We start from the raw sequence: 26,296 nt of genomic DNA, 5'->3' as shown, positions 1-26,296 counted from the left end.
GGCGTACCGCGCTTCGGGCGGTGTGTCCTGCGGTGCCGCGCCCGTTCACTGCCGCTCGTTTTTCACCATCGCTGTCTCATGCCCCAATCTGCTGCCACTCCTGCGTCAACGCTATTCGATCAAGTGCGTTTCGTGCTCAACGAGACCAGCCATCCCGGTAATGTCGGATCGGCGGCGCGCGCGATCAAGACGATGGGCTTCGGCCAGTTGGTGCTGGCGGCGCCGCGTGCTGGGGCCGATGTCCTGCGCGATCCGGAGGCTGTGGCGCTCGCGAGCGGTGCCGACGATGTGTTGGCGAACGCGCGGGTAGTGCCCGATCTCGATACGGCGCTGCAGGGGGTGAGTTGGGCGGTGGCGCTCTCGGCGCGCTCGCGTGAATACGGTCCGCCCAATGCCGAGCCACGCGAGAGTGCGGCGATGGCCGTGCAGCACGCGGGGCAGGGCGAGGCAGTGGCGTTCGTATTCGGCAGTGAGCGTACAGGCCTGTCGAACGCGGATGTGGAGCGATGCAACGCGCTCGTCCATATTCCGGCGAACCCGGTATATAGCTCGCTCAATCTGTCGCAGGCGGTGCAGTTGATCGCTTACGAAGTGCGCATGGCGTGTCTGATGCGCGAGCGCGGCGAGATGTCCGTGACGACGGCACTCCCGGCGGTTGCGCCGGATGCGCAAATCCTTGAGGCGCTCGCGACCCGCGACGACGTCGAAGGCATGCTCTCGCATCTCGAGCGCGCGCTCGTCGATCTCGATTTCCTCGATCCGGACAATCCGAAGAAGCTGATGACGCGTCTGCGCCGGCTGTTCGCGAAGAGTCATCTGGAGCGCGAGGAAGTCAACATTCTGCGCGGCATCGCGAAACACATTCTCGAGCGCAAGATACGGCGTTGAGGCGTCACGCCTTCGCGGCGCTCGCTAGCTCGCTTCTCACTCCCGATTTCCGCTTTCCGATAACTACACAACGATCCGCCCCAAGATGGCCGGACGCTCAAGACAGGATCGACAGGCCCATGTTTACCCATCTTCGCGAAGACATCGCCGCCATTCGGCAAAAGGACCCCGCCGCCCGCAGCAACTGGGAAGTCTTCACTTGCTATCCCGGCCTGCATGCGGTGATGTTGCATCGGGTGGCGCACGGTTGCTGGACATCCGGCTTCAAGTGGCTGGGCCGTTACGTGTCGCAATACGCGCGCTTCCTCACGGGCATCGAGATTCATCCGGGAGCGACGCTGGGCCGGCGCGTCTTCATCGATCACGGCATGGGCGTGGTCATCGGCGAGACGGCTGTGATCGGCGACGATTGCACGATCTACCAGGGCGTCACGCTGGGCGGCACCTCGTTGTCACGCGGCGCGAAGCGTCACCCGACATTGGAGTCTGGCGTGATCGTTGGGGCCGGGGCCAAGGTGCTCGGCGGCTTCACGGTGGGTGAGGGCGCGAAGATCGGCTCCAATGCGGTGGTGGTAAAAGCGGTGCCTGCCGGCGGCACGGCCGTGGGCAATCCCGCGCGGATCATCCGTCCCGACGCCCCGCGCGAAGGGGGGGATGCCAAACCGCAAGGTGACGCTCGCAAGCCGGAATTCTCCGCGTATGGCATCACGCCCAATGCCGACGATCCCGTCTCGCTCGCGATCCACGGGCTGATCGAAAATGCTACCGACCAGTCGCACAAGATCGACGTGATGGTGGCGGCGCTCAACCAACTTGGCGCCCATCTCGAAGCGCTCGGCGCAAGCAAGATCGACACGGCCGAGCTGCGCAAGCTCGGTAAGGAAATTCAGGACATGTGACGCGGGACGCTGCGGTATCGGTCCTGAGGCCTTGAGACCCTGAGACCCTGAGACCCTGAGACCCTTAGGCACGACCCGTCATCCGCACGGGCCGTTTGCATCGCCGTCGCGCGAGCTCAGGCGCTTTGCGTCGTAGAGGGGGCGAGATCGATGGCGCGCAGGCCATGCGTGTCCCATTGCAGATAGCCACCGCGCGGCGGCTCCACATCAAACTCCCAGTCCGGCAGGACCCAGCGCACGCGACGGCCATCGGCGTGCCGGGCCGGTCGATGCGTATGCCCATGCACGAGGGTGCGCTCACCGGCGGCATCGAGCAGTGCCGCGATGGCGTTGGCATTGGCATCGGCATACGCCAGGCGATGGGCGCCCTTGGCGGCGCTGCGTCGGCGAATTCGGTTGGCGATGGCCATGCGCAAGCGCAGCGGGAGTGCCAGGAAAAATGCTTTGCCGAGGGGCGAATGGGCAATGCGGCGAAAGCGCTGATAGCCCACGTCGTCAGTGCACAACTGGTCGCCGTGACTGAGCACCAGCGCTTGCCCGAGAAACGAGAAGACACAGGGGTCGTCGAGCATGACGGCGCCGGCCGCGCGCGCGAAACGCTCGCCGAGCAGAAAATCGCGGTTGCCGCGCATCACGGCGATGGGCACGCCGCTCGCAGACAGTTCCGCCATGGCCGCCGTCATGCGACAGGCGAAGGCACCGAGGGGCTCGGTGGCGGCAGGTGTCGAGGTATCGGGATCGACGTTCGTACTGGCCGGCGTATCGACATCGAGCATGTCGTCGCCAATCCAGTATTCAAACAGATCGCCGAGGATGAACAGGACGGACGCTTCACGCGCGGGGCCGCGCAGGAAGTCTTCGAAGACTTGCACCGTGCGCGGCAGTGCCGGCGAAAGGTGAAGATCGGAAATGAAAAGCGCGGGCCCGTCGCCCCGTGGTGTCACGGGGCATTGCGGGCACCGCGCAGTCGATACCGGCATCGAATATCGCAGTGGACGGTGACGGCGCTTACGCGACGATCACGGCCTTTTCGATCACGACGTCGTCAACCGGCACGTCCTGGTGGAAGCCCTTCGAACCGGTCTTCACGCCCTTGATCTGGTCGACGATGTCCTGACCTTCGACAACCTTGCCGAACACGGCGTAGCCCCAGCCTTGCGGCGTCGGTGCGCTGTGGTTCAGGAAGTCGTTGTCGCTGACGTTGATGAAGAACTGTGCCGTGGCCGAGTGCGGATCGTTCGTGCGGGCCATGGCCAGGGTGTACTTGTTGTTCTTCAGGCCGTTGTTGGCTTCGTTCTCGACCGGTGCTTCGGTCGGCTTTTGCTTCATGCCGGGTTCAAAGCCGCCGCCCTGAATCATGAAGCCGTTGATCACACGGTGGAAAACGGTGTTGTCGTAGAAGCCGTTCTTGACGTAGTTCAAGAAGTTCTCGACCGTCTTCGGTGCCTTGTCTGCGTCGAGTTCGATGCGAATGACGCCGTGATTGGTGTGCAGTTCAACCATGATGCTTTCCTTCTGATGAAAGGGTTCCGATGGGCCGGAGGATATCAGCGCTTGACGACGCTGGCCGATTCGATCACGACCGGCGTGGCCGGTACGTCCTGGTACATGCCCTTGCGGGTCGTGGCAACACCCTTGATCTTCTCGACGGTATCCATGCCGGACACCACCTTACCGAATACCGTATAGCCGTAGCCGTCCGGGCTGGGGTAATCCAGTGACGCATTATCCTTCACATTGATGAAGAATTGCGCGGTCGCGGAATTCGGATTCGACGTGCGGGCCATGGCAATGGCGCCCGTCACGTTCTTCAGGCCGTTTTGCGATTCGCTCGGAATCGGTGCGCGCGTGGTCTTTTCGTTCATGTCGGGCGTGAAACCGCCGCCCTGAATCATGAAGTTGCCAATGACACGGTGGAAGATCGTGCCGTTGTAAAAGCCACTGTTGACGTATTGAAGAAAGTTCTCGACCGTCTTCGGGGCCGCCTTCGGGTTGAGTTCGACCACGAAGTTGCCGGCCGACGTCTTGAACTGCACCTGCGGTTGGACGGCTTGCGCGAACGCGGACAGGCTCGTGCCCGACAGGGCAGCCGCGGCGATCACGCTGCCGAGCAGCGCGCGACGCAGGCGATTCGGAAAGGACATGCGTGTCTCCGTATGCAATGAGGGTTCGGTTCGTGGGAAGACGCGAGGCGTCTTAGTTGCCGGACTTGCCGACATTCTTGAGCGACGCGTCGTCGCTGGCCTTGGCCGGTGACGGCGTCTGGCTCACGGGCGTTGCGCGCTGCGGGGCAAGCATGTTGGACAGGATTTTCTCGCGATTCGACACGCGCGCCGTCGGCGAGAGCTTCAGCGCTTTTTGGTAGGCCTGTTGGGCCAGCTTGGCGTAGATGTCGCCAAGGTTCGAGTAGGCCACGGCGAAACTCGGATTGTTGCGAATCGCGCTCTCGAGCGCGGCGCGCGCCTTGTCGTACTCACCCGCCTGCGCGTAGAGCGCCGCGAGGTTATTGAACGGCTCGGGTAGTTCCGGGAAGTCCTGCGTGAGGGCCGTGAAGTCGTCGATGGCTTCCGGATTACGGCCCATTTCCATGAGCACGCGTCCGCGTGTGAAGCGCACTTGCGCGTCGCGCGGATACTGCTTCAGATGGGCATCGATCTTCGTCAGCGCATCGCTGAATTTGCCGGCATCGACCAGTTTGTTGATGGCCGATTCGCTCGCTTGCTGCGGCGTTTGCAGCGGGGCGGGCGGCGGCGGATCGGTGATGGCCTGTGCACCGGCGGGCAGAGCAAACAACGTGCCCGCGAGGCCGAGGGTGGCGCCCGCGAGCGCCAGCGCACGGGCGCTGCGCGCGGCAGCGGCGACCGGGCGGAGTCGGGAGACAAGGCGCGTTGCGGGGGACAAAAGTGACCGGCTTCGTTGCGTCATAGTGGGTGCTTGGGATACCTGAGAGGTGCGCAAGAGATGCTATACTCGGCCGCATTCTAACAAAACACCTGCGCCCGGCCCGCGCCATTTCTCGTAGTGGCGGTGGATACGGTTCGCAGGTTCGTTTTTTCTACCGCACGGCGCGCAGCCCGCCTCGCGATGTCGCTCTGGTCACGAAGTCCGTGACGTTCCCGAGAACATCGTCGCAGCGTCCGGCGCTGTTGCCGCCCGGTCAAGCGCTTATCTATGGATTCACTCCGTGTCTACAACTCGCTCGCGCGAGACAAACAGCCGTTCGTACCCCTCGTTCCCGGCGAAGTCCGCATGTATGTCTGCGGTATGACGGTGTATGACTACTGTCACATCGGGCATGCGCGTGTGATGGTGGTTTTCGACATGGTGCAGCGCTGGCTTCGCACGCTCGGGTACCGGGTGACCTACGTGCGCAACATTACCGACATCGACGACAAGATCATCAAGCGTGCGATCGAGAACGGCGAGACGATGCGCGAGCTGACGACGCGTTTCATTGCGGCAATGCATGAGGACGCCGACGCGCTCGGTGTGCAGCGCCCCGATCACGAGCCGCGTGCGACCGACTTCATCCCGCAGATGGTCGATATGATCGGCACCCTGCAACGCAACGGTTACGCCTACCAGGCTGATGACGGCGACGTGAACTATGCCGTGCGCAAGTTCTCCAGCTACGGTCAGCTCTCGGGCAAGTCCATCGAAGATCTGCGCGCGGGGGAGCGGGTGGCCGCCAATACCGCGAAGCAGGACCCGCTCGACTTCGTGCTGTGGAAGCGCGCCAAAGAGACCGAGCCCGACGAATCGAAATGGGCCTCGCCGTGGGGCGCAGGCCGTCCGGGCTGGCATATCGAGTGCTCCGCCATGAGCTGCCAGTTGCTGGGCAATCACTTCGACATTCATGGTGGCGGGGCCGATTTGCAGTTCCCGCATCACGAGAACGAGATTGCGCAGAGCGAAGGCGCCACGGGCGAGACGTTCGTGAATTACTGGCTGCACAACGGCTTCGTGCGCGTGGACGACGAAAAGATGTCCAAGTCGCTCGGCAACTTCTTCACGATTCGCGAAGTGCTCGCAAAGTTCGATGCGGAAGTCGTGCGCTTCTTCATTCTGCGCGCCCAATACCGCAGCCCGCTCAATTACAGCGATGCGCATCTGGACGACGCACGCGGTGGCCTCACGCGCCTGTACACGGCGCTCAAGGGGGCAGCGGGCGACGGCGCACCGCTCGATTGGAACGAACCCTACGCGCAGCGCTTTGCCGCCGCGATGAACGACGACTTCAACACGTCGGTGGCGATTTCCGTGCTGTTCGAACTCGCCGGCGAGATCAACAAGCAGCGCGATCCGGTGCTCGTGCGTCAGTTGCAGGGGCTGGCCGCAACGCTGGGCCTGCTCGGCCGCGACCCGCAATCGTTCCTGCAAGGGGCGACGGGCGGCGAAGCGGCGGGCGAGGGCGAGGCATTGCGTATCTCCGTCGAAGCGCGCATTGAAGCGCGTGCCCAGGCCAAGCGCGAGCGCAATTTCGCAGAGGCCGATCGCATTCGTGCCGAACTGTTGGCCGAAGGTATCGTGCTGGAAGATCGTCCCGGAGGCGCCACCGAATGGCGTCGTGCCTGAGCGCGGCGCATCGAGGCAAATTTCATGGTGACTCGTAAATCCGCAGCCGCTAAGGTTGCGACCAAGACCGCTACGGCGAAGACGGCAAAGACAGCGACCAAGGTAGTCAAGTCGGCAGCGTCGTCGACATTGGCAGGCGACGGCGCGCGTCGTGCACCGGTCAAGGCGACTATCGCCAAGACTGCCGCCGTCAGGACCGGTAGCAAGACTGCAGCCGGCAAGACGACGGAAAAGCCGGCGAAGGCCGGCGCTGCTCGCAAGGTCGCGCAGAAGACGGCGCCCAAGGCAGGAGAGAAAGTGGCGCGCAAGGCGCCGGCGAAGTCGACGACGCCCGCTGCCGTCACCAAGGCCGCCAAGCCGGCGGCGCCCTCGACTTCGGCGAGCTCGCGTCGCGTCATCGCCAAGCGCGACGGCGAGACGCGCATCGTCACGCCGGAAATCGAGCGCATCGATCACGAGATCGTCGAGCAGGTCGTGACGGGTGTGGTGCCGCTGCCCGTGGGGGCGGGGGCGACACGCCCCGGTTTCTGGGATCAGGCGTGTGCCGATCTGATGAAGCGCGACCGCATTCTCAAGAAGCTGATTCCGCAGTTCGGCCCGGCGCATTTGACCGGGCGCGGCGAGCCGTTCGTCACGCTCGCGCGCTCGATCGTCGGCCAGCAGATCTCCGTGAAGGCGGCGCAGGCGGTGTGGGACCGGGTGGTGACGATCTGTCCGAAGCTCACGCCCGCCCAATTCATCAAAGCCGGGCACGATACGCTCGCCGGTTGCGGGTTGTCGCGCCGCAAGGCCGAGTACATCCTCGATCTGGCGACGCACTTCAAGTCGGGCGCATTGCACGTCGACGCCTGGGCAAGCATGGACGACGAGGCCGTCATCGCCGAGCTGACCGGCATTCGCGGCATTGGCCGCTGGACCGCCGAAATGTTCCTGATGTTCAATCTGGTGCGCCCGGATGTGCTGCCGCTCGACGATGTCGGGCTGATCAATGCCATCAGCGTCAACTATTTCAGCGGCGAGCCCGTCACGCGCAGTGAAGCGCGGGAAGTGGCTGCCAATTGGGAGCCCTGGCGCTCCGTCGCCACCTGGTACATGTGGCGCAGTCTCGAACCGGTGCCGGTGGAATACTGATTGTTCCGCCGAGGACGTATAATCCGCGTCCAATCCGTCTCATCCAGTCATTATTGACGGCTATTGCGGGTCGAATGGCAATGAAAGTTGCCTATCCCGACCGGGTAGACGTTGCCGGCGGTACAATACGCTGCCGCATTTCCGGGGAAACCTGATGAAGAACACCTTTTTGGATTTTGAACAGCCGATCGCCGAACTCGAAGCGAAGATTGAAGAGTTGCGCTTTGTGCAAGACGATTCCGCCGTCGACATTTCCGAAGAGATCGAGCGCCTCTCCAAAAAGAGCCAGCAGCTCACCAAGGACATCTACACGAACCTGTCTCCGTGGCAGGTTTCGCAAATTTCGCGTCATCCGCAGCGTCCCTACACGCTCGATTATGTTCGCGACATCTTTACCGACTTTCACGAGTTGCACGGCGATCGCAACTTCTCGGACGATCACGCCATCGTCGGCGGCATGGCCCGTTTCAACGGTCAGGCCTGCATGGTGATCGGTCATCAGAAGGGCCGCGACACGAAGGAGCGCGCGCTGCGCAATTTCGGCATGCCGCGTCCCGAGGGCTATCGCAAGGCCATGCGCCTGATGAAGCTCGCCGAGAAGTTCGGCCTGCCCATCTTCACGTTCGTCGACACGCCGGGGGCTTATCCGGGGATCGACGCCGAAGAACGCGGTCAGTCGGAAGCCATCGGTCACAACCTGTACGTGATGACCGAACTCAAGACGCCGATCATCACCACGATCATCGGTGAGGGCGGGTCGGGCGGTGCGCTGGCCGTCGCCGTGGCCGATACGGTCATGATGCTGCAGTTCTCGACGTACTCGGTGATCTCGCCGGAAGGCTGCGCATCGATTCTGTGGAAGAGCGCTGCCAAGGCGCCCGAAGCCGCCGAAGCGCTGGGTCTGACGGCTCACCGCCTCAAGGCGCTGGGTTTGATCGACAAGATCGTCAACGAGCCGCTGGGTGGCGCACATCGCGACCCGCTCGGCATGGCCGGCATGCTCAAGCGTGCCCTGGCCGACTCGCTGCGCCAGTTCCAGGGCATCAGCCACAAGGAGCTGCTCGAGCGCCGCTTCGAGCGCCTGATGAGCTATGGCAAATTCAAGGAAGCCGGCGCGAAGTAATGTGTCCGTCATTGCGTCGTCGCCCGTTGTGGCGATGACGCCGAATCCGATGTCTCATCACGATTCTTCTGCTGCCGCGTTCGCATCTGCCCGATGCGACGCGGCAGTTGCACATGTGGACGTCGCTTTGCGCCTGGCGCTGGCGGCGCACGTCCCTCGGGCCAAACTCGGCGACGCATCTGAACCCGCTGTCGGCATCCCCGTTGCCCTCGCGCTGAGCGGCGGGCTCGACTCGATGGTGCTGCTCGATGCGCTGGCGCATTGGGTGCAGACGCGACGCGACGCGGGTGAATGCTTCGTACCGCCCCTGGCTATCCATGTACATCACGGGCTCTCGGAGCAAGCCGACGACTGGCTTGCCGTGTGCGAACGCGAGGCGCGTTTGCGCGGCTTTGCTTTCGCAGCGGTACGCGTGAATGTGCCGCGCAACGCGCGTCAGGGCATCGAGGGTGCGGCACGCGCCGCCCGCTACGAAGCCCTTGCGGCAACGTGCAAAACGCATGGCGTGAAATGGCTCCTCACCGCCCATCATGCGAACGATCAGGCGGAGACGGTGCTGTTGCAAATGCTGCGCGGTGCCGGCTTGCCCGGCGTGGCGGCGATGGCGGTGGAGGGCACATTGCCCACGACGGCCGGCAACGTTGGCGAGCCGTGCCAAACCCGGCTGCTGCGCCCGCTGCTCGACGTCACGCGCGAGACGATGCGTGCTTATGCGAAGGCGCGTTCGCTATCGTGGGTCGACGACCCGTCCAATGACGATCGTCACTACCTGCGCAACGCGTTGCGTCACGATGTCATGCCTGCCATCGCGGCACATGTCCCCGCGTATCGGGAGACGTTGGCGCGGTTCGCGCGGCATGCCGCACAGGCGCAATCGCTGCTCGATCAACTCGCCCAAACCGATTTCGAGATGGCGCGTTCGGCATCCATGTCGGGGGGCGAGCGTTTGCAGCGTAGCCGTTTGCAGGCGCTCGACTCGCCGCGGCTCGCGAACCTTCTGCGCTATTGGACGGCACGCCGTGGACTGTCCATGCCGCCGGAGGCGAGGCTCGACGAATGGGTGCGACAGATTCGCGACGCGCAGGCGGACGCCTCGCTCGAGTTGCCGCATGGCGATGCCGTCTTGCGGTTGTATCGCGACGAACTGCAATGGACGGCTGTCTACGGGGCGGCCGATTCATCGCATCTGGCCGATCCGAGCGATCCGGACGACGTGGTGCCCGAGGTTGAATTGCGATGGTCGGGGCAGCGGGAGTGGCCGTTGCCGCAATGGCAGGGGAGCGTCATGTTCGCACCGGTCGCCGACGGGGAATCGATCGAGGGCACGATCGACGAGCAGGTGCTGCGTGCCCATCCGCTGGTAGCGAAGTCGCGCGTGGGCGGTGAACGGTGGCGCGAGAACGCGGCGGGGCATTCCCGTTCGCTCAAGCACTGGTACCAAAGTCGTGGCGTTGCGGCGTGGTTGCGGCATGTGCCGATCGTCTGGCAGGCGGGCGAGATCGTCTTCGTACCGCGTCTGGGCATCGACGGTGCGGCACAACGTGATGCGACGACCGGCGTGCGCTGGCGAATGATGTGGCGCGACGAGGCGTAGCGGGCGCAAAACAGCATAATCTGCTGCCGGATGCGGCATGTCGTGGCAATGGCAGTGCAATCTGCGCCAAACTGGCTCAGGCGCGATACATTCGTGCGATAATCAAAAGTTCCGCGAATCGAAACGTCACCGATGCCCATCGAGGGGTATCTGCGAAGGATTCATAAACGGTTTTAAATCAATGTGTTAGCAATGTTATGGCTCTGATCGTACACAAATACGGCGGCACGTCGATGGGCTCGGTGGAGCGCATCAAGAATGTCGCCAAGCGCGTGGCCAAGTGGCATAAGGCCGGTCACAAGATGGTGGTGGTGCCGTCGGCGATGTCCGGCGAGACCAATCGTCTGCTGGGGCTGGCGAAAGAGATTTCGGCCCACCCGGATCCGCGCGAACTCGACGCCATTGCCGCCACGGGCGAGCAGGTGAGCGTTGGCCTGCTGGCGATGGCCCTCAAGGAAGCGGGCGTCGATGCCGTGAGCTACGCCGGCTGGCAAGTACCGATCAAGACCGACAGCGCTTTCACGAAAGCCCGTATTTCGGAAATCGACGACACGCGCGTGATGGCCGATCTCAATGCCGGTCGTGTGGTCGTCATCACCGGCTTCCAGGGGATCGATCCGAACGGCAACGTGACCACGCTGGGTCGCGGCGGCTCGGACACGTCGGCGGTGGCCGTTGCTGCGGCGCTGAAGGCCGATGAGTGCCTGATCTACACCGACGTCGACGGCGTGTACACGACCGACCCGCGCGTGGTGGACGAAGCGCGCCGCCTCGACAAGGTGACTTTCGAAGAGATGCTGGAAATGGCCAGCCTCGGCTCGAAGGTGTTGCAGATCCGTTCGGTGGAATTCGCCGGCAAGTACCAGGTCAAGACTCGTGTGCTCTCGAGCCTGACCGATCCGATGATTGCGCTCGACGAAGAAGCGCGCTCGGGCACGCTGATTACTTTTGAGGAAGACGAACAAATGGAAAAGGCCATCATTTCGGGTATCGCATTCCAGCGCGACGAGGCCAAGATCACCGTGCGCGGCGTGCCGGACCGTCCGGGCATCGCTTACCAGATCCTCGGCCCGATCGCCGACGCGAACATCGATGTCGACATGATCATCCAGAACCTGAGCGTGGAAGGGAAGACCGACTTCACGTTCACCGTGCCGCGCGGCGATTACCAGCGCGCCATGACCCTGCTGCAAAGCGACGTGCAGGGCCACATCGGTGCCGCCGAAGTCGTGGGCGATCCGAAAGTGTCGAAGGTGTCGATCGTCGGCGTGGGCATGCGCTCGCACGTCGGTATCGCCAGCAAGGCGTTCCGCACGCTCTCGGAAGAGGGTATCAACATCCAGCTCATCTCGACCTCGGAAATCAAGATCTCCGTGCTGATCGACGAGAAGTACATGGAGCTGGCAGTGCGCGCACTGCACAAGGCATTCGAACTCGATCAGGCGTAAGCGTCACCGATCGAGTGTCGAAACGACGCGTCGCATGTTTGCGTAGGGCATGCGGCGCGTAGCGCGAAATTAGCGCTGATATGCGGGGAAAACTCCCCGAACGTGTCGAGTGCATGACACCTGTGCAAAAAAAGTTGGATTTTGATGCGCATAATGTTTGACGGCATCGAGAACAGTAGGTAATATCACGCCTTCGTTACATCACCTCCCTGATGTGACGACAAGTTTGGGAGACGTGGCCGAGAGGTCGAAGGCACTCCCCTGCTAAGGGAGCATCTGGGCCAAAACCTGGATCGAGGGTTCGAATCCCTCCGTCTCCGCCAGTAGGCGGATAACCCCTTGTTTTGCTAGAATCTTCTAGCGAACAAGGGGTTATTTTTTTGCTCATGGTACAAAAGCCAGTACAAAAACGAGTACAAAGCAAGAAGCCGGAAGGAAGTCCGTCAGAGGACTTTCATATGCCGCGATACATGAGCAAGGCTCAAGACGGAACCGGGTATGTTTTTCGTCGTGTCATTCCTGAACCCCTGCGCCCAATCATCGGCAAAGGGCGGGAGTTCAAGATAAAGCTCGGGGGCGACTATCGGGCGGCCTGCCTAGAGCGCGACCGGCTCGCGCACGAGTCGAGCCAAAGAATAGAAGCGGCGCGCCAGTCGTTGGCGGCTCTGCGTACCAATCGCTTTGGCAGGTGGGACGAACTGGAGGTCATTCGGGAAGTCACTCCCGAACTGTCGCAACGGTTTTATTGCACTGTACTTGCTACGGTTGACATAGCGGACACACAGCGGCGCGAGTCGATGTCTGTTGGTATCGAACCTGGGCTAACGCAGTCTGAAGTACAGGATGGCGCTCGAAGCATTGCTCCGCTTCTTAAGGCCATCATGCGCGCCAGTACCGCAGATGAAGCCCGCGACGCCATCAAGCCCCTTCGGCCGGCTGCGCATCAGATGTTGCACCTCAACGGCTACCGTCTGGCAGACGAACTGCTCAATACCCCGCATGAAGGGCGGTTGCTATTCGCCTTCGTGCGTGCTCATCTCAAAGGCTTAGACCTGCTCGAAGCCCGTTTCCACGGCGAAGACCCGCCTGTTGCACTAGCTGTCGAACCGCTCAAAACCACGGTTGCGGTCGCATCTTCCCCTGCGAGTGTTCCCATGGCGACGGGCGGGCTTATGCTCTCGCAGGCGATTAAGGATTTCTTAAAAGACTGGCCATCTGCCAAGAGCGCCCAGCTTAAAAAGCTTCAATCTGTACTGCCCGCTTTTTTGAGTATTACGGGTGACCTGCCAATTAGCCAATTGCGACAATTGCACATCAAAGAGTTTCTGGCATTGGTTCAAAAGCTTCCGCCGCGCTGGCAGGATGTAAAGAAAGAGCGGAATGTAACGATTCAGCAGATTTCAGAGCAGAAATGGCCTATCTGCCTTTCAAAAGCCACTTACGATGGCTCATACATCGGTTCGCTCAATTTGTTTATTCGATATGGTGTAACTAACTGGCAAGATATAGGATTCCCCACCACGCTTTCTACAGCCGTGCCGTATCAGGGTGAACGGACCAAGCTCGAGTACAAACAAAGGGCCTTGCGGCCAAATGAAATCCGGATGATTTTCTTTAGCGAGAAAATGAAGAAAATCGTAAAAAGCCCGGCGAAGGTTTATAAGTTCTGGTTACTCGCACTCGAACTCTATACAGGGGGGCGCGTGCGTGAGCTTTGCCAAATAAATCCTCAATCAGATTGGGGGTGCAAAGATGGCATCTGGTGGCTGACGCTAACCAATGAAAGCGGACCGTTGCCCGACCCCGATGTAATCAAGCGGGTCAAGACGAAGAAACCAAGAACCATTCCCATGCATAAGGATTTGGTTCGACTTGGATTTCCTGTCTATCTCAAACAATTAAAGGAGTCGGGCGCGAGAAGACTATTTCCAGAGTGGGCGACCAAAGATGGCGATGCGGGAGCCTATCCGGGGAAATGGGTTCAGCTTTATATGCGTGAAATTGGTTTGCATGGCGTTGCTAATGCAGTAGGTAATTCTATTCGTGGCTCGCATGCATTTCGTCATACGCTTTTGACGTATGGGCGGAAGGCTGGCGTTAATCTGCGTTGTATTAGCGGTCACGCGGAGAAATCGGATAATGTCGTTGCCGATGGATACGAAGACGAAACGGTACTGGTAACGTTGGAAGATATGGCGGTTCGACTCGGCAAACTTGATTTCGGGGTTGAGTTGCCTATGCCGGTTCAGAGAGTCGCGCGACCCGTCGAGCGCCGGAAGGCCGCATAAAGCCTGCGACCAGGAGCGTTTCCTCGGCCGCAGGCGAATTGCTGCTAGTGCGCGACGTAGCGTATGTCCCATTCAATCGAAGTTTTGGCCGTATTGGCCATCGTCCGCGCGTAAGCCTCAGCCTCCAAGAGAATGCGGGCGGCACGCGAGCGCGGACCTCTGCATCGCATGTCGATAAAGCCAAAGAATTCTTCGTCAACTTTGGCTCCATCGGCATATGTGCGTACCCAAACTCGTGCAGGCCTGGCCCAGCGTACCGAAGGCATGCCGCCTTTATATGCATCCCCTTTGTTCGCAGAGCGGATTTCGATTCTGACCTTCGACGCATTCCGTTTGGATGAGTCGCCCGCCTGAATGATTTCGGTGTCAGTCGCCGACTCGCCGTCAATGGATTCAGTCTTATTCATATGTAACGTCTGTTGTGCAGGTTGGAGGAGGTAACTACCCATCGTTGGGTGGATTGTTAATGCCGGGTCTGATTGAGGCCATTTGTTAGCTTGATAACAAAACGGCGTGCAACCTTTTCGGCTTGCTCAGCCGATACGTAAGCAAGCAGGAAATACAAAGCCTCCCTGCGTGCATCGATTGCCGACAGCCCGCGCATGTCTAGCAATGTGGCAAGTTTGACCTTCCCATCCACTGCATACGGCCCTCGCAGAAAGGGAGACGGTTTGAAGTCCGCTTGCATGCGGATTCGCACCCGCACGTCACCTTCCTGCACAATCTCTACCTCTCGATACCTAATCATCTGGGCACCTCATCGAATCAGTGGTTGAACAGTACTGCTGTGAGGATGGTAACGATTCTTAAAATTTAGCGAAATGTCAGTCAAGCAATCCTGAGAACAGGATTTTCATATCGACTAATAATTTACTTTTTTGTTTTATAGTGAGAAATTGTTTAAATCGCAACCTGCGTATACCAAGGAATGAATTTAATGCAAGCACAGCAAAGTCCATGAATTGCGACTTGCAATTCATGGTATGCGGCTATTTTATTTATCTATTAGGTGTTGGAAATCAATAGTGTTGACGATGTAGCGTTATTCGCGGGAGCTACCGAACCAAAACGCGGTACGTATGCCACGTAGCCCATGCGACCCATGTGGCTCCTGCGACTCGCCAGACGCGAGGCGGCATCACGGCGAGATACGCGGTATAGACGTGTACGCCGAGCAGGACGAGCAACACCAGCGCAATCGCTCCGCACCAGACTTTCACAGTCATCATTGCAATGCCCCAATGTCGGCATGCCGGGCACCGGCGGGCGCATAGTACGGCAGCAGATAGACTCGATGCAGCGGCACGCCTCGCTCGCCGTCATGCGATTGCAGAATGCCTTGCCCGAGCGGGAGACTGGAAAGCACCTCGGGCGGCACGGCATATTCCCGGTTCTTGCGTGTCGAGTACGATTGCGAAACCGTCGAATCCCCGCCGAATTTGCCGTTCGCGCCGAGCGCCGCGCCGGACACGTTCTCGGCGATGTTCGATTCGACGTTGACCACGTCATGCTGTCCGAGCAAGTCGGCGGCGAAGTCCGGCACCGTCTGGTTCAGGACCAGACGATTCCGCAACGATTGCAGCAGGACTTTGGCCCGCTCGTCGCCCACGCGCTGCACGATGGATACGAAGCCCTGCGTGAGAAAGACCGTAATCGACCGGGATTCACGGCACAACGATTGATATTCCGCGTCGCCCGGGCTCGCGTAGTCCTGGTACTCGTCGATGCACAAGACCATGTACCGGTCCGCGTTGCATCGCCCCTCGCGGACCCAGGCCAGCCTAGCCAACATCGCATCTTCGTAACCGAGCTTGAGCAGCATGCCGAGGATGACCGCGAGGCCAGGAACGGTTCGACTATTGCAATCGAGCACGACGACGAGCCCCCGATTGATACATTCCGCCCAGTCAGGCATGTCTAGCTCGTCTTCTGGCGCGTTGTAAAGGTGAGCCACGTCGGGAGCCGTGAGCGGCACAAGTAGATTGAATAGTTCGGCTGTATAAATGGTGCGGAATTTTTCATCCTCGCCGAAACGGTCGATGAGCCGTTGCGCGTAATAGCCGAAATGCTCGGCCTGTGTCGTCGGCACATCGGAATCGGCGAATAGATTGCCGATGTATGTCTTGACCACTTCGCCGGGCTCGTCGCTGCCAGCCGTCACGCGCTGTAGTTCGCTCAACAGCAGACCGACCGCGCGAGCGGTCACGTAGCCGGACAGCAGCCGCAGCAAGCCGATTGCTCCTTCGGCAAGATGTGCGGCACCAGCGCGAATCCATCGTGACTCCGCGCCGAACGGCGCACCGTTCACATTTTCCAATGCAGTGAGCAGTGCATTGGCGACCGTCGCAGGCGACGATTGCGGCATATGCAGCGGATTCCATTTGGTCGGCTGGCCGGGGCCGACAGGCAGAAAATCTTCGCTGCGCCCGGCTGCCGCGAGCACTTCGCGCAGCGGCTCCACGAGCGCGGCCTTGCTGTCCATGACGAGGCCGCCGGGCCGCGTCGGATGGCGGAATAGCTGAAATACGGCGGGTTTCAGCACGTATGCTGTTTTGCCAGAGCCGATTGCGCCGAGCACGAGCAAGCCCGTGACCAAGCTTTTTGCCGGCAGTACGGACCATTCGGGCGTCGCGCTGTACGCCTCGTCGGTGCGGTAATGCAGTTCGTATTCGCCGGACGGGTGATACTCGCGCTCTGGATGTGCTTCGCCGAGCACGATACCGGGCTCATCGAACACGGGACGCGCGGGCATCCGGTAGCCTTTGGCAATAGCACCCTGCGATTGCGGGAACTTCGCGAGCAGCAAGGCGACCCAGACCCGAACCGGGCCGTAATAAGCCGTGACGCCGAGCGCAGCGGCCCCGCCTGCGGCGGCCGCGCTGGCGAGCAGCAAGGCAATCCGCGAGGCAAAATCGTCGGGCAGATAGGGCCACGTCAAGCGAGCCGCCGCCAGACCGAAGCCGAGAAACGCGGCCTGGGCCAGCAGTTCGCCCGCGCGATGCTCGGCGACGGCGCGCAAGCGATGCGCGATATATGCCCCGGTGTACGGGCGCGGCGAGTGTTCCGACAAGAGCATGTCAGTCATCCGCTCGGTCGCGCAAACGGCGATAAAGCGCATACACCGGCCGGAACCAGATGCGCGGCATCCGCGCGCCGATTGCCATCTCGCCATTCCGGCTTCTGAACACGCGGCGGTAAAAGAACAGGCTCATAGGCGTACCTCGGTTACGGTCGTCTGAAGCCAGGGAAACGCGGTGTCCGGTTCAAGTGCGCCTGCCGCCGCAAGCTCGGCCCGACGGCTCGCAAACTGGATGCGTGCCACGCCAGTCCGGTCCGCAGCGATGTGCGCGTCCAGCTCCGCCAGCTCCTGCGCTGCGCCGCTCGATGGGGGCTGGAACTCGGACAATGCCGATTGCAGCGCATCGGCTGGCCGTCCGGCGAGCGTGGCGAAACGCAGTTCGAGCCCGCCGTCTTGCAACCATGCGGACCAGCGTAAAATGGCCCGCTCGATAATGCCGGGGCTTGATTTCAAGGCCGCTTGCGGAGCGATGCAGACGTGTGCGCGATGCAGTCTTGCGGTGGTACGAGACAGCAAGGGTTCGTCGTATCCGCGCATCGGAATCGCATGGACTTCGCATTGCGCGCGGGCGGTTTCGACCGTCAGAAAAGTATCGGCGTGGTGGTCTTGCGCAATGAGGCCCGCGCGCAGCAAGCCGCGCCAGCGCTGCGTCTCGTCGATGCCCGCGCGGAAGAATTTCGGCGCGTGTTTCGCGTCCACGCTTGCCGCTTTGGCAGTCGGTTGATAGACCGGAGTATTGCCGAGACCGGGCAGCAGCAGGCGGCGAAACAGACCGTCCGAAACAGCATCGCGCAGCGCGGCGGATGCGGCATCCGGCGAGCAGCGCAGCGCCTCGGCGGCGAGTGCCGGGGTCACGCAAAGATGCATCGCGGCGCAAGCCTCGGCGTACTGATGGATGGAGATATGCATAGTGGCTCCTGATACACGCGCGAAGGCGTTACTCCTTCGTATAGTGCTGTCAGGCCCTCATGACCGCGTGCCACGATGGGTTTTGCATGGGTCGGAACGCGGGCCACTGTCGTGAGCCGGAGCCGCGAGAATCCGCGCTGTGACAATGCCTTGTCGGCTGGATGCCAAAGGCAGACAGGGGACAAGGCGGAGCCCGCGTGCGGGCTCCTGGGCGACGGCGCAGCAGCGCACGGAGTGCGCGCGCCGGGCCGCGTCAGCGGCAGCCCGTCAGGCGACCGAAGGGAGACTGACTATCGCTCGTAAGCGCGACTGCCGGGCGATAGGGCTGGCGACTTCACGGGAGACTGCGAAGACGACCGAGCAGGCGACTCGACGGGCGATTGTGCGCGCGCCTGGTCGGACGCTCGCATCATTGCCGGGTCGAGCGCTGGATTGCCGCGCGCAAAGGGCGGAATCTCGCCGTTCAGCGCGGCGATGCGCGATGCCTGCGCGGCGGGAGAAATATCGACGGGGACGGCGTCCGGCCCGAAGCGTTGCGCGCGTGCCTGAAAGCGGCTGGCAAAGCTATCGGCTTGCGCGACAATCGCGGAATCTTGCGCCACGCCTGACGCTGAACCAAACGCTTCGCGCGCGAGCGAGTCGCGCAGTCGTGACGAATACAAACCGGAAAGCGGGTCGCTCGTGTTGATAGCGGGTTCGCTACACGCTGCCTCGGGCGTCGCTTCGTGCATGTGGCCCGGCGCGGGGCGAGTCGCCGGACCGGGCGATTCGGTCGGCGCGTCGGATGTTGCACCGTGCGACGTGCCAGCATGTCCGCTGGCACTTGGACTGTCTCCGGCGTGCGTGACTTCAGCGGCTGACGCCGCAGGCTGACCAGGAGAAGCGGCTACGCTATCTGTCGCGTGCGGCTCGGCTCCGGCGGTGTCGCTGCCTGCTGCGCCGTGGCCTGGCGCGGCGGATGCCGCATGCGCGGCGCGCGCGGATTCAGTATCGCTATCCGCGATAGCTGCGCCGGGCTGATGAAGCGGTGCAGTACTCGGCCCGTCATCGTCCGGTGCTTCGTAGTGCGCTGGACGCGATGCGCCGCTATCCTCGGATGCGGAGCGCGCCACGGCATCCGCGCGTTCGTTATAGCCCGCCGCGCGCAGCATCTTGACAATCAATTGGTCGAACGCCCACAAGCTCATCGCCTGCCCCTATCAGCCGTAGACGCTCTGCGAGCGTTCGCTACGATGTCCCAAGCGTTCCGCAATAGCTTCGCGCGAAACGCCCTCGTTCTTCATGTCGCGTGCGGCGGCATGACGGTACGTGTAAGCCGACACCTGCGGCAAGCCAGCACGGTCCGCCGCGCGACCCACGCGCTCACGGAATGCTTCGACGGAGCCGGTATGCGTGACGGTGCGCTGCTCACGCGCCCCGAGCCATTCCGCCAAGTCACGGCCCGCCTGGGTATCCGCGAGTTCATCGCGCGTGAAGGTCAGCGTGCGCACGTCGATACCCCGTGCATCGTCTACCTTCGCGCCTTGGATGGTGAGCGTGACCGCATCGCCGTGCTGTCGAACCTTGGTTCCCCTGACTTCGGCAGGGCGCGCGCCGGTCAGCGCCATGACGGCGAACGCGGCGCGGTCCCGGTCCGGTGCTGCGCGCTGCACGGCATCGCGCCAGTCGTCCGGCAAGCCGGACAACGAAGCCCGTTTGCCGTTGCTGCGGTCGGGGGCAGCGCGCGATGGCCCGTTGTACGCGCTGCGCCGCATCCGGTCGGCTTCGCGGTTCCCGGTGGTCGGTGGATAGCGCCGCAGCGTTTCGAGCCCGGTACGGACCCGGTTGTACGCTTCGGCGGCACGGTCCAGGTCTTTCGAGCGCTTGGCCCGGTCGAGGTCGCGCAACGCACTTTTGACTTCGGCGCGCGTGACATGCACGAGCGCGGCGCGACGGTACTCGAATGTGTTCTTGCTCCCGGCGGCATCCTCGGGCCGCTCGCCTGCCGCCCGCATCCGCGCGACGACTCGGCCATATCGGTCTGCCGTGCGGTCCGACACGGCGCGCGAGTCGAAGCCCCGCACGAAGCCGCGCGCTTCCCGCACGTCGGCCTGCAATTGTGCTGCCGAGCGCGCGTCGGCTCGCGCTTCCAGCCGCTCGCGCAGCGCTGTGACGCGCTCGGCCAGCCGAAGGCGCTCGTGCCCGCCGGGTGCCCGGTGCGGCGTGATTCGGACCGAGTCGAACCGGTCAACGTTTCGGCTGTTCGGTACGGTCGCCATTGCGAATTCCAAGGGCTTTCATGATGCGCGCCACGGCTTCGCTGATGGCGGGTGGCTGCCTGTCTCCGGTCCGCTGCTCGTGCGCGCGAACCGGCTGCTTGCGTTCAGTACGTCCGCGCATTACCGCCTCCCGGAAAGGTGAAGCTGCGCGGACGATTTCGCGCCGACCTCGCCCATGCGCAGCTTACGATGCAGCGTGACGAGCACGTAATCGACGCCTGCCGCTGCCAAGCTCAGCCAGGCCCCGAACAGCATCATATGCCCGGTCAGCAGGTCGTCCAGGATAGACACGAGAGCCGGGGCGTGAAGCTCAAGCGTGACGCCGCAGGCCGCGACCAGCGCGGCCATGACGGCGTAGGGCAAAAGAAAGGATGCGAAGGGGTGGCGCATTGCACACGCGGAATCAGGTTTCGATAATGCGTATAGCGCCGATTTCGGGAAAAGATGCCCGCTGGCGATAAGACTTGGGCGGTGCATCGGGCGCGAGCGGCCATCGGCCGCCCTGGTTGCTGGCCGCGCAGCGGTCATAAAAAATATTCGCTGGACCAGGAGAGAAATTTTCTCGATTAAACATATATCGGCTATTCCGGGCTATTTCTTCGCAAACATATATCGGGAATAGCCTATTCTATGCTTAAGCATAAATATGCTGTTTTAAGGTATATTTCTTCGCTTTGATATCTTATATATATCTTCGCTTAGAAATAGCAAAGCCCCCGGCATGGTGCGCCGGGAGCCTTCCACCATCCGTACGCGCGGATGATTCAGACAGTCATTCGAGTCACGCGCTATCGTCGCCCGCGTGCCGGTTGTCTCAACTCTGCCCCCACAGAAACCGGTATCCCCTTACCGCTGCCGTGTATTTTTAGCCGACCAGTAAGGCGGTCACCACCGAAACCCGTCAATGGCCGGGGCGGTACTGCGTCGGGCGGCTCGTGCTCGGCCGACGTGTGACAGATGAGTATATGTCCGTGAGGGGAGGATGATTCGTGAATCGGCACACTAGATTTGTGAGTGCGCCGATTGTAGGCCGCGATTATTTATCGTGCTTTTCTGATAAGGTAATCCTCGAACCCATATTGGCCTTCCATTTTATTAACGACAATCCACCCGGCATTTCTTAAATCATCCAATTCTACTATTCCGCCCAATTGACAGTTAAGGGTGGAGTAATCCGGCCCGGAAATATGCGCCTGCTTGTCTCTCTTGCATGAGTCCTCGGAACCTCGGGGGAGCTGTGCCATGGCTGCAATATTTTTGGCTTCCTCTTTTCGTTTTTTCTGCAAATACTCTTGCTCGGCTCTGACGCTCTGGTCATGATTTAACTTCCTGATTTCAGCCGCGTCCATGCTTTGTCCGTGAGAAATCACGGGCATGAGAATAAGTAAGGCCCCTGCAATAGCTGATTTTTTCATGGCTTCTAAGTTCGTTATTAAAAATCCCGGTCTTGCTCGATACTTTGCCGATGAGTAATACAATGGCTCGTCCATTTCTGGCAACTCCATCTTTTGCGATTCTAGATTCTATTTTGAAAAAACCATTTCGCTAATCTTCCCTGGATATTGACCTTGCTTGTCCGCTTCAACAAAGGCGGTCAAAATCATTTTCATTTCCATATTGCCATTCGAAAAATCTAACGCCGTTGAACCCTTACTATCAGGAGCGCTTGGATGAATCCCTCCAGCCGCGAGAAAAAGTCGGACTGTCAATAAATCGTTACGACGCGCTGCATCAACGAATTGGTCCTGGTCGTAAAACTTGAACCCCATTGCCGCCAGTTCCTTTCGCGCGCCGACGAAAGAGAGGTCAACACCATTGCTTTGTTGCTGCTGGGCGGCCGATTGGGACGACGCAGACGAAGCCGCGGCTACAGCATGGGTGTTCTGTGCAGCTGGAAGTGTCGCTTCGGATTCGGCCAAAGGCGGAATCAATTGTGCCGCAGCGTCCTTGTCAGGTTCTTCGGCGGGAAGTCCGGGCACTTGGATACTGGCAATCAAGGTCGATGGAAACGCTTCCTTTATCTTGTCAATATTGGTTTTCAATTGTGCGGAGATGCGGTCTTCGTCACTTCCCTGGATAGCCTTCGTGATTCCATTGAATATCCCGGACGTCAGCGATTCGGTTTTCTTCATTCTGTGGAAAATCATTTCAACCTTTACGCCGCCTTGAAAGGCATATAGACATGCCCGCAATGCTTCGCGGTTGTAGTAAAATACATTTTTTACAGGCGCGGGGCTTTTCACAATTTCAGCATAGGAGCCTGGGCATGTATAATCCGTCGCAGGGGTTCCCTGAATAACAACCTTTCGTTCTACCGGCGAACCCGGTCTTGCGGGGAGGGTTGACGAAGTTGAGTTGAAATTGATATTTATTGGAATGGCAAATTGGCTAATCGCTTCTTTTATTTTTTCGGCGGCTTGGTCAGGTTGCGCATTGGGTATTACCAGCGTCGCACGTCCAGTTTTGATGTCCATCTGGTCTCGAATGTCTTGTGCATACGATTGATGGCTAACCGCCAAAACAGCAAGCGCAATAAAATTCGATATCTTCATATTTAATTTCAATTAACTGAAAATTTCGTGGCGGTAACCTATTTCCGGGACAAATAAGGGTCTCTGTGGTCACGATAAGCGACCACCGGAGTTAACGGCAGCGGGACAAAATTATTTAGGGTCTGTATGAGAAATATTCGGCTCGGACGACTGCGGGACTTACCGCTAACGCATCCGGGGTCAAGGTTCGCGCAGCGACGGCGGAGCCGCCCGGCCTTGACGCCGTGGTGATGGCTACGCTGTAGGCATGGGGGAGGGCGTGCCTATGGCTCGGCCTTCCCCATGACGAACATTCGCGGCGGTCTTGTACATGGGGGCGGTGAATCCCTGCAAGCTGAGACGGTAGCGTCCCGATGAGGCTTGAGAGCGCCCACGGATGGGAGTGCTGCTTTGCCGGCCTCCCAATGACGAAGTACAATCCGTGCCAAGCTAGGTACAAAACGGCCATCGGACGTTAACGTAACACATTGATTTTTAACGAAATTATCTTTAGGTGGACGCCTCCCTCCGTCTCCGCCAAGTCGCCTTGGCGGAACACCCCCGGCTCTTCGCGGAGAGCCGGGGGTTTTTTCTTTCCCGAGTTCGCGCGTTGGCGATACCTCGCGCGTCGATACCATCTCTTCTTCGAGCGAGGACAACGATGTCGATCATCACCACCGATTCCGGCCTGCAGTACGACGATTTGCAAGTGGGCGACGGCACCGAAGCCACGCCGGGCAAAACCGTCACCGTTCACTACACGGGTTGGCTGACCGACGGCAAGAAATTCGATTCCAGCAAAGACCGTAACGACCCGTTCGCCTTCGTGCTCGGCGGCGGCATGGTCATTCGCGGTTGGGACGAAGGGGTTGCCGGCATGAAGGTCGGCGGCAAGCGCAAGCTGGTCATTCCGCCCGAACTGGGCTACGGCGCACGCGGCGCCGGCGGCGTGATTCCGCCCAACGCGACGCTGGTCTTCGAGGTCGAACTGTTGGACGTCTGAACGATCGAATGCCGTAACGCAACGGCAACGTCGATACCACAGACACCCCCGGTGCCTCGCAGGCACCGGGGGTGTTGTCTTTTCCGTGGGTCATCGTCACGAGCGCTGACTTCACAAAGGAGCCTTTACGAGGTGTCTCACTCAGTAACATCGGTTTCCAGATTCTGGTTTCCCTTCTCGCTTGTGCTCTTCGAGTTTGCCGTCTACATCTCGAACGACATGATCATGCCCGGCATGCCGCTCGTGACACGCGAGTTCGGTGCGTCGGCGGACATGACCACGCTCGCGCTCACCGCTGCCATGCTCGGCAACGCCAGTCTGCAATGGCTGCTCGGTCCGCTGGCCGATCGTTTCGGACGCCGTCGCGTGCTGCTCTCCGGCCTCGCGATGTTCGTCGTGGCGTGTCTGGCGATGCATTACGTGCAGACGATGCCGCAATTCATCGTGTTGCGCTTCCTCCAGGGCATGGGCTGCTGTTTCGTGCTGACGGTTGGCTATCCGACGGTGCACGAAGCCTTCGAAGAGAAGACGGCGGTTCGCGTCATGGCGCTCATGGCAAACGTTTCGTTGCTCTCGCCGTTGTTCGGCCCGCTGGCTGGCGCTGCGGTGGTCTCGTACTGGCCGTGGCGCAGCATCTTCTGGTTGATCGCGCTCGTGGCCGTGTTCTCGTTCATCGGGCTGTATCGCACCATGCCGGAACTCTCGCGTCATGACCGTAGCGCGTTGAACGCGAAGCAACTCTGGGCGGGCTACAAGCTGCCGCTGTCGAGCGCACGCTTCTGGCGTGGTGCCGTGCTGACGGGCATTGCCGTGACGCCGCTGCTCACGTGGATTGCACTCGGCCCCGTGTTCCTGATCGAGCGTGCCGGCCTGTCGCAGATGCAATACGCCATGCTGCAAGTGCCAGTGTTCGCGGCGTTGATTCTCGGCAACGTGTTGCTTGCGCGTCAGGTCGGTCGCTGGTCCAACGGCCGGCTGCTCGCGACGGGTGTCGCCGCCATGCTGATCGGTGCGGCGGTATCGCTGATCGGTACGGCGATTCTGGCGCCGGGGTATCCGGCGTTGCTTGTGGGCACGTCGTTGCACGCGTTCGGGATGGGCATGTGCTACGGGGTCGTCTATCGACAGTCGCTGTTCGCGGTAGACAGCCCCAATCGCGCGACGGTGGCGGGCATGCTCAGCATGATCACCATCGTGGTCGCCGTGGCCGTGATCGAGGCGATGAAGGTGGCGTATCTCCACTTCGGGGATGCGGCGCTCGGCATCGGCGCCATGATCGCTGCGGCACTTGTCGCTGTGCTGGCCGCGAACTTCGTGCCGCCGCCCGCGCAGGATGCCCTTGCACAACCGGGACGCTAATCGTCGGCAGGGCCAACAATGAAAAACGCCAGCGGAACATTCGCTGGCGTTTTTTTATGGGCTGGGGCTCAACCGTGTGCGCGCTCGTCGGTGACGGCTTCCCGGCGATGCGCATCGGCATGCTCGGCATGCAGTGCCGGGTTGGCATCCGGCGCATTTGCCGCCGGGGTGTCGGTGGCATGCGGTGGGGTCGCGGCGGGCGTGGCGTAGTAGTCGCGTTCCCACTTCTCGTGATTGGCTTTGGCCTGCTGCAACTCGGGGGTGAGCGGGGCGAAGGCCAGCAGCAGTTTGTTGAGCCAGGACACGGGCGCTTTGCAAGGGCGTTCGAAGTCGACGAACAGCACGACACGGGTCTCGTCGGTATCGTTGTGCACCTGATGCGGATATGCGTCGTCGAAGATCACTGCACGATTCGCCTGCCAGACATAGTGCTGGCCATCGACTTCGATCCAGCAGTGCTCACGCTGTTGCGGCACCTTCAATGCGAGGTGCAGGCGCAGTACCCCGTTGTAGGGGCCGCGATGCAACGGGATCTGTTTGCCGGGCGAGAGGATGGAGAAGAAGGCCGTGCGCAGTCCGGGAATGCCTTCGAGCGCGAGCGCCGTGGCCGGACATCGCGCAAGATTTCGCTCGGCGCGCATGCCATAGCCGAGAAACACGAAGGTCTGCCATTGATGATCCTGCGTGATCGTGGCGACGTCGGGCGAGATCTCGTGAAACGCAGGCAGACGCCCTGGGTTGGCCAGCACCGCTTCGAGTTCCTTCGCGATCGCGGGCGCCTGCGCTTCGAGGGCATCGACCCAGGGGAACTGAGCGTTATCGAAGATGGGCTTGTCGCCAACCAGTGAGCTACGGGCAATGCGACGTTGCGCGGCTTCAACACACTGAAAGAAAAATTTGGCGAGCCAGCGGGGAAGAGTACGGTTGGGGTTCTGCACGGGCGATCGTGTAGCACTCAACGTCGGCCTCCAGGGCGGGAATGAGGGAACCGGGCCGGCGGGCATGTGTCTTTCAGTGCGGTGAACGCCGGGCTTTTGGGTACAATTGTCGCGCGGTCCGGCCGTGCCGCCAAGCCTCATGCGGGAAATGTGCGTGACGGCGTGGTTACGAGACGTTACCAGATGTCGCGGTCAGACGAAGGGGAGGGGCTGGATGCGTCCGGGCCCTGGCAGTCAGGCGCTCGCGCCGACCAATACAGGAGACGCATGAAA

The 26,296-nt window shown here is 61.0% G+C and carries 25 protein-coding genes and 1 tRNA gene; 11 read left to right on the top strand and 15 right to left on the bottom strand.

The annotated features are described in order from the left end of the window. Positions 1-78: 78 nt before the first annotated feature. Together PI93_RS18090 and cysE are read left to right on the top strand one after the other, a co-directional pair. On the top strand, positions 79-888 hold the full coding sequence (locus tag PI93_RS18090) for an RNA methyltransferase (protein ID WP_039368646.1): 810 nt from the start codon (positions 79-81) through the stop codon (positions 886-888). Positions 889-1,007: 119 nt separating this feature from the next. Continuing rightward, entirely contained in the window at positions 1,008-1,787 is a 780-nt protein-coding gene (cysE, locus tag PI93_RS18085) for a serine O-acetyltransferase (protein WP_039368453.1), read from the top strand. Between the two features lie 116 nt (positions 1,788-1,903). Here cysE and PI93_RS18080 read toward each other — a convergent pair whose 3' ends face one another. The 4 genes from PI93_RS18080 to PI93_RS18065 form a co-directional block, all read right to left on the bottom strand. Next, complete coding sequence (locus tag PI93_RS18080) at positions 1,904-2,731, bottom strand: UDP-2,3-diacylglucosamine diphosphatase (protein WP_039368449.1); 828 nt, start codon at positions 2,729-2,731, stop codon at positions 1,904-1,906. 64 nt (positions 2,732-2,795) lie between these two features. After that, complete coding sequence (locus PI93_RS18075) at positions 2,796-3,290, bottom strand: peptidylprolyl isomerase (RefSeq protein WP_039368446.1); 495 nt, start codon at positions 3,288-3,290, stop codon at positions 2,796-2,798. A gap of 44 nt (positions 3,291-3,334) precedes the next feature. Beyond that, positions 3,335-3,913 (bottom strand): peptidylprolyl isomerase, encoded by a 579-nt coding sequence (locus PI93_RS18070; protein WP_039368643.1) that lies wholly within the window; start codon positions 3,911-3,913, stop codon positions 3,335-3,337. A 70-nt stretch (positions 3,914-3,983) separates the two neighbouring features. Beyond that, the gene (locus PI93_RS18065; protein ID WP_052240541.1) at positions 3,984-4,688 is read right to left on the bottom strand and encodes a tetratricopeptide repeat protein; all 705 of its coding nucleotides are present in this window, start codon (positions 4,686-4,688) and stop codon (positions 3,984-3,986) included. A 270-nt stretch (positions 4,689-4,958) separates the two neighbouring features. On the opposite strand from PI93_RS18065, the gene cysS reads away from it, so the two are divergent. The 7 genes from cysS (at position 4,959) to PI93_RS18030 (ending at position 13,946) form a co-directional block, all read left to right on the top strand. Further along, entirely contained in the window at positions 4,959-6,362 is a 1,404-nt protein-coding gene (gene cysS, locus PI93_RS18060) for a cysteine--tRNA ligase (RefSeq protein WP_039368443.1), read from the top strand. A 24-nt stretch (positions 6,363-6,386) separates the two neighbouring features. After that, positions 6,387-7,493, top strand: coding sequence for an endonuclease III domain-containing protein (locus PI93_RS18055; RefSeq protein ID WP_052240540.1), 1,107 nt, complete (start codon positions 6,387-6,389; stop codon positions 7,491-7,493). A 154-nt stretch (positions 7,494-7,647) separates the two neighbouring features. Further along, positions 7,648-8,616 (top strand): acetyl-CoA carboxylase carboxyltransferase subunit alpha, encoded by a 969-nt coding sequence (locus PI93_RS18050; protein WP_039368440.1) that lies wholly within the window; start codon positions 7,648-7,650, stop codon positions 8,614-8,616. 115 nt (positions 8,617-8,731) lie between these two features. Further along, a complete protein-coding gene (gene tilS / locus PI93_RS18045) occupies positions 8,732-10,210 on the top strand; it encodes a tRNA lysidine(34) synthetase TilS (protein ID WP_158453258.1) in 1,479 nt (492 codons plus the stop codon). Between the two features lie 197 nt (positions 10,211-10,407). After that, positions 10,408-11,658, top strand: coding sequence for an aspartate kinase (locus PI93_RS18040; protein ID WP_039368437.1), 1,251 nt, complete (start codon positions 10,408-10,410; stop codon positions 11,656-11,658). Positions 11,659-11,887: 229 nt separating this feature from the next. Next, positions 11,888-11,981 (top strand) — tRNA-Ser (locus PI93_RS18035). 21 nt (positions 11,982-12,002) lie between these two features. Beyond that, on the top strand, positions 12,003-13,946 hold the full coding sequence (locus PI93_RS18030) for a site-specific integrase (protein ID WP_039368434.1): 1,944 nt from the start codon (positions 12,003-12,005) through the stop codon (positions 13,944-13,946). A gap of 44 nt (positions 13,947-13,990) precedes the next feature. Here the strand turns inward: PI93_RS18030 and PI93_RS18025 are convergent, their stop codons facing one another. The 10 genes from PI93_RS18025 to PI93_RS17985 all read right to left on the bottom strand — a co-directional run bounded on the left by PI93_RS18025 (position 13,991) and on the right by PI93_RS17985 (position 22,744). Next, positions 13,991-14,353, bottom strand: a complete 363-nt coding sequence (locus PI93_RS18025) for a hypothetical protein (protein WP_144400187.1) — start codon at positions 14,351-14,353, stop codon at positions 13,991-13,993. Between the two features lie 56 nt (positions 14,354-14,409). Next, a complete protein-coding gene (locus tag PI93_RS18020; protein WP_144400188.1) occupies positions 14,410-14,634 on the bottom strand; it encodes a hypothetical protein in 225 nt (74 codons plus the stop codon). Positions 14,635-15,171: 537 nt separating this feature from the next. After that, entirely contained in the window at positions 15,172-17,022 is a 1,851-nt protein-coding gene (locus tag PI93_RS18015) for a type IV secretory system conjugative DNA transfer family protein (RefSeq protein WP_039368425.1), read from the bottom strand. Between the two features lies 1 nt (position 17,023). After that, complete coding sequence (locus tag PI93_RS24955; protein ID WP_268893820.1) at positions 17,024-17,158, bottom strand: hypothetical protein; 135 nt, start codon at positions 17,156-17,158, stop codon at positions 17,024-17,026. Next, complete coding sequence (locus PI93_RS18010) at positions 17,155-17,880, bottom strand: hypothetical protein (protein ID WP_144400189.1); 726 nt, start codon at positions 17,878-17,880, stop codon at positions 17,155-17,157. Before PI93_RS18010 ends, PI93_RS24955 begins: the two co-directional genes overlap by 4 nt. 344 nt (positions 17,881-18,224) lie before the next feature. Beyond that, positions 18,225-19,121 (bottom strand): hypothetical protein, encoded by an 897-nt coding sequence (locus PI93_RS18005; RefSeq protein WP_039368420.1) that lies wholly within the window; start codon positions 19,119-19,121, stop codon positions 18,225-18,227. A 12-nt stretch (positions 19,122-19,133) separates the two neighbouring features. Continuing rightward, entirely contained in the window at positions 19,134-20,192 is a 1,059-nt protein-coding gene (locus PI93_RS18000; protein ID WP_039368417.1) for a site-specific integrase, read from the bottom strand. Between the two features lie 120 nt (positions 20,193-20,312). Further along, entirely contained in the window at positions 20,313-20,582 is a 270-nt protein-coding gene (locus PI93_RS17995; RefSeq protein WP_039368416.1) for a hypothetical protein, read from the bottom strand. 650 nt (positions 20,583-21,232) lie between these two features. Further along, positions 21,233-21,682: a hypothetical protein gene (locus PI93_RS17990; RefSeq protein ID WP_144400190.1), complete on the bottom strand. Its 450-nt coding sequence runs from the start codon at positions 21,680-21,682 to the stop codon at positions 21,233-21,235. A gap of 33 nt (positions 21,683-21,715) precedes the next feature. After that, complete coding sequence (locus PI93_RS17985) at positions 21,716-22,744, bottom strand: hypothetical protein (protein WP_144400191.1); 1,029 nt, start codon at positions 22,742-22,744, stop codon at positions 21,716-21,718. A 640-nt stretch (positions 22,745-23,384) separates the two neighbouring features. Here PI93_RS17985 and PI93_RS17980 point away from each other — a divergent pair. Next, positions 23,385-23,726 (top strand): FKBP-type peptidyl-prolyl cis-trans isomerase, encoded by a 342-nt coding sequence (locus PI93_RS17980; RefSeq protein ID WP_039368410.1) that lies wholly within the window; start codon positions 23,385-23,387, stop codon positions 23,724-23,726. Between the two features lie 132 nt (positions 23,727-23,858). Beyond that, positions 23,859-25,085, top strand: coding sequence for an MFS transporter (locus PI93_RS17975; RefSeq protein ID WP_158453259.1), 1,227 nt, complete (start codon positions 23,859-23,861; stop codon positions 25,083-25,085). A gap of 68 nt (positions 25,086-25,153) precedes the next feature. Here the strand turns inward: PI93_RS17975 and PI93_RS17970 are convergent, their stop codons facing one another. Then, the gene (locus PI93_RS17970) at positions 25,154-26,044 is read right to left on the bottom strand and encodes an aspartyl/asparaginyl beta-hydroxylase domain-containing protein (RefSeq protein ID WP_236105800.1); all 891 of its coding nucleotides are present in this window, start codon (positions 26,042-26,044) and stop codon (positions 25,154-25,156) included. Positions 26,045-26,296: the final 252 nt, after the last annotated feature.

The organism is Pandoraea fibrosis (genome assembly GCF_000807775.2).
GTDB lineage: Bacteria > Pseudomonadota > Gammaproteobacteria > Burkholderiales > Burkholderiaceae > Pandoraea > Pandoraea fibrosis.
Note: the sequence above shows the minus strand (reverse complement) of the source record. Positions and strands in the feature narration are given on the sequence as shown.

Bases quoted from the DNA above. Each gene is read 5' to 3' on its own strand.
- PI93_RS18020 (WP_144400188.1), bottom strand. From the start codon at position 14,634: ATGCAAGCGGACTTCAAACCGTCTCCCTTTCTGCGAGGGCCGTATGCA.
- PI93_RS18005 (WP_039368420.1), bottom strand. From the start codon at position 19,121: ATGAGCTTGTGGGCGTTCGACCAATTGATTGTCAAGATGCTGCGCGCG.
- PI93_RS18050 (WP_039368440.1), top strand. From the start codon at position 7,648: ATGAAGAACACCTTTTTGGATTTTGAACAGCCGATCGCCGAACTCGAA.
- PI93_RS18090 (WP_039368646.1), top strand. From the start codon at position 79: ATGCCCCAATCTGCTGCCACTCCTGCGTCAACGCTATTCGATCAAGTG.
- PI93_RS17980 (WP_039368410.1), top strand. From the start codon at position 23,385: ATGTCGATCATCACCACCGATTCCGGCCTGCAGTACGACGATTTGCAA.
- cysE (WP_039368453.1), top strand. From the start codon at position 1,008: ATGTTTACCCATCTTCGCGAAGACATCGCCGCCATTCGGCAAAAGGAC.
- PI93_RS18055 (WP_052240540.1), top strand. From the start codon at position 6,387: ATGGTGACTCGTAAATCCGCAGCCGCTAAGGTTGCGACCAAGACCGCT.
- PI93_RS18015 (WP_039368425.1), bottom strand. From the start codon at position 17,022: ATGCTCTTGTCGGAACACTCGCCGCGCCCGTACACCGGGGCATATATC.
- PI93_RS24955 (WP_268893820.1), bottom strand. From the start codon at position 17,158: ATGAGCCTGTTCTTTTACCGCCGCGTGTTCAGAAGCCGGAATGGCGAG.
- PI93_RS17995 (WP_039368416.1), bottom strand. From the start codon at position 20,582: ATGCGCCACCCCTTCGCATCCTTTCTTTTGCCCTACGCCGTCATGGCC.
- PI93_RS18000 (WP_039368417.1), bottom strand. From the start codon at position 20,192: ATGGCGACCGTACCGAACAGCCGAAACGTTGACCGGTTCGACTCGGTC.
- PI93_RS18025 (WP_144400187.1), bottom strand. From the start codon at position 14,353: ATGAATAAGACTGAATCCATTGACGGCGAGTCGGCGACTGACACCGAA.
- cysS (WP_039368443.1), top strand. From the start codon at position 4,959: ATGGATTCACTCCGTGTCTACAACTCGCTCGCGCGAGACAAACAGCCG.
- PI93_RS17985 (WP_144400191.1), bottom strand. From the start codon at position 22,744: ATGAAGATATCGAATTTTATTGCGCTTGCTGTTTTGGCGGTTAGCCAT.
- PI93_RS17990 (WP_144400190.1), bottom strand. From the start codon at position 21,682: ATGGACGAGCCATTGTATTACTCATCGGCAAAGTATCGAGCAAGACCG.
- PI93_RS18075 (WP_039368446.1), bottom strand. From the start codon at position 3,290: ATGGTTGAACTGCACACCAATCACGGCGTCATTCGCATCGAACTCGAC.
- PI93_RS18040 (WP_039368437.1), top strand. From the start codon at position 10,408: ATGGCTCTGATCGTACACAAATACGGCGGCACGTCGATGGGCTCGGTG.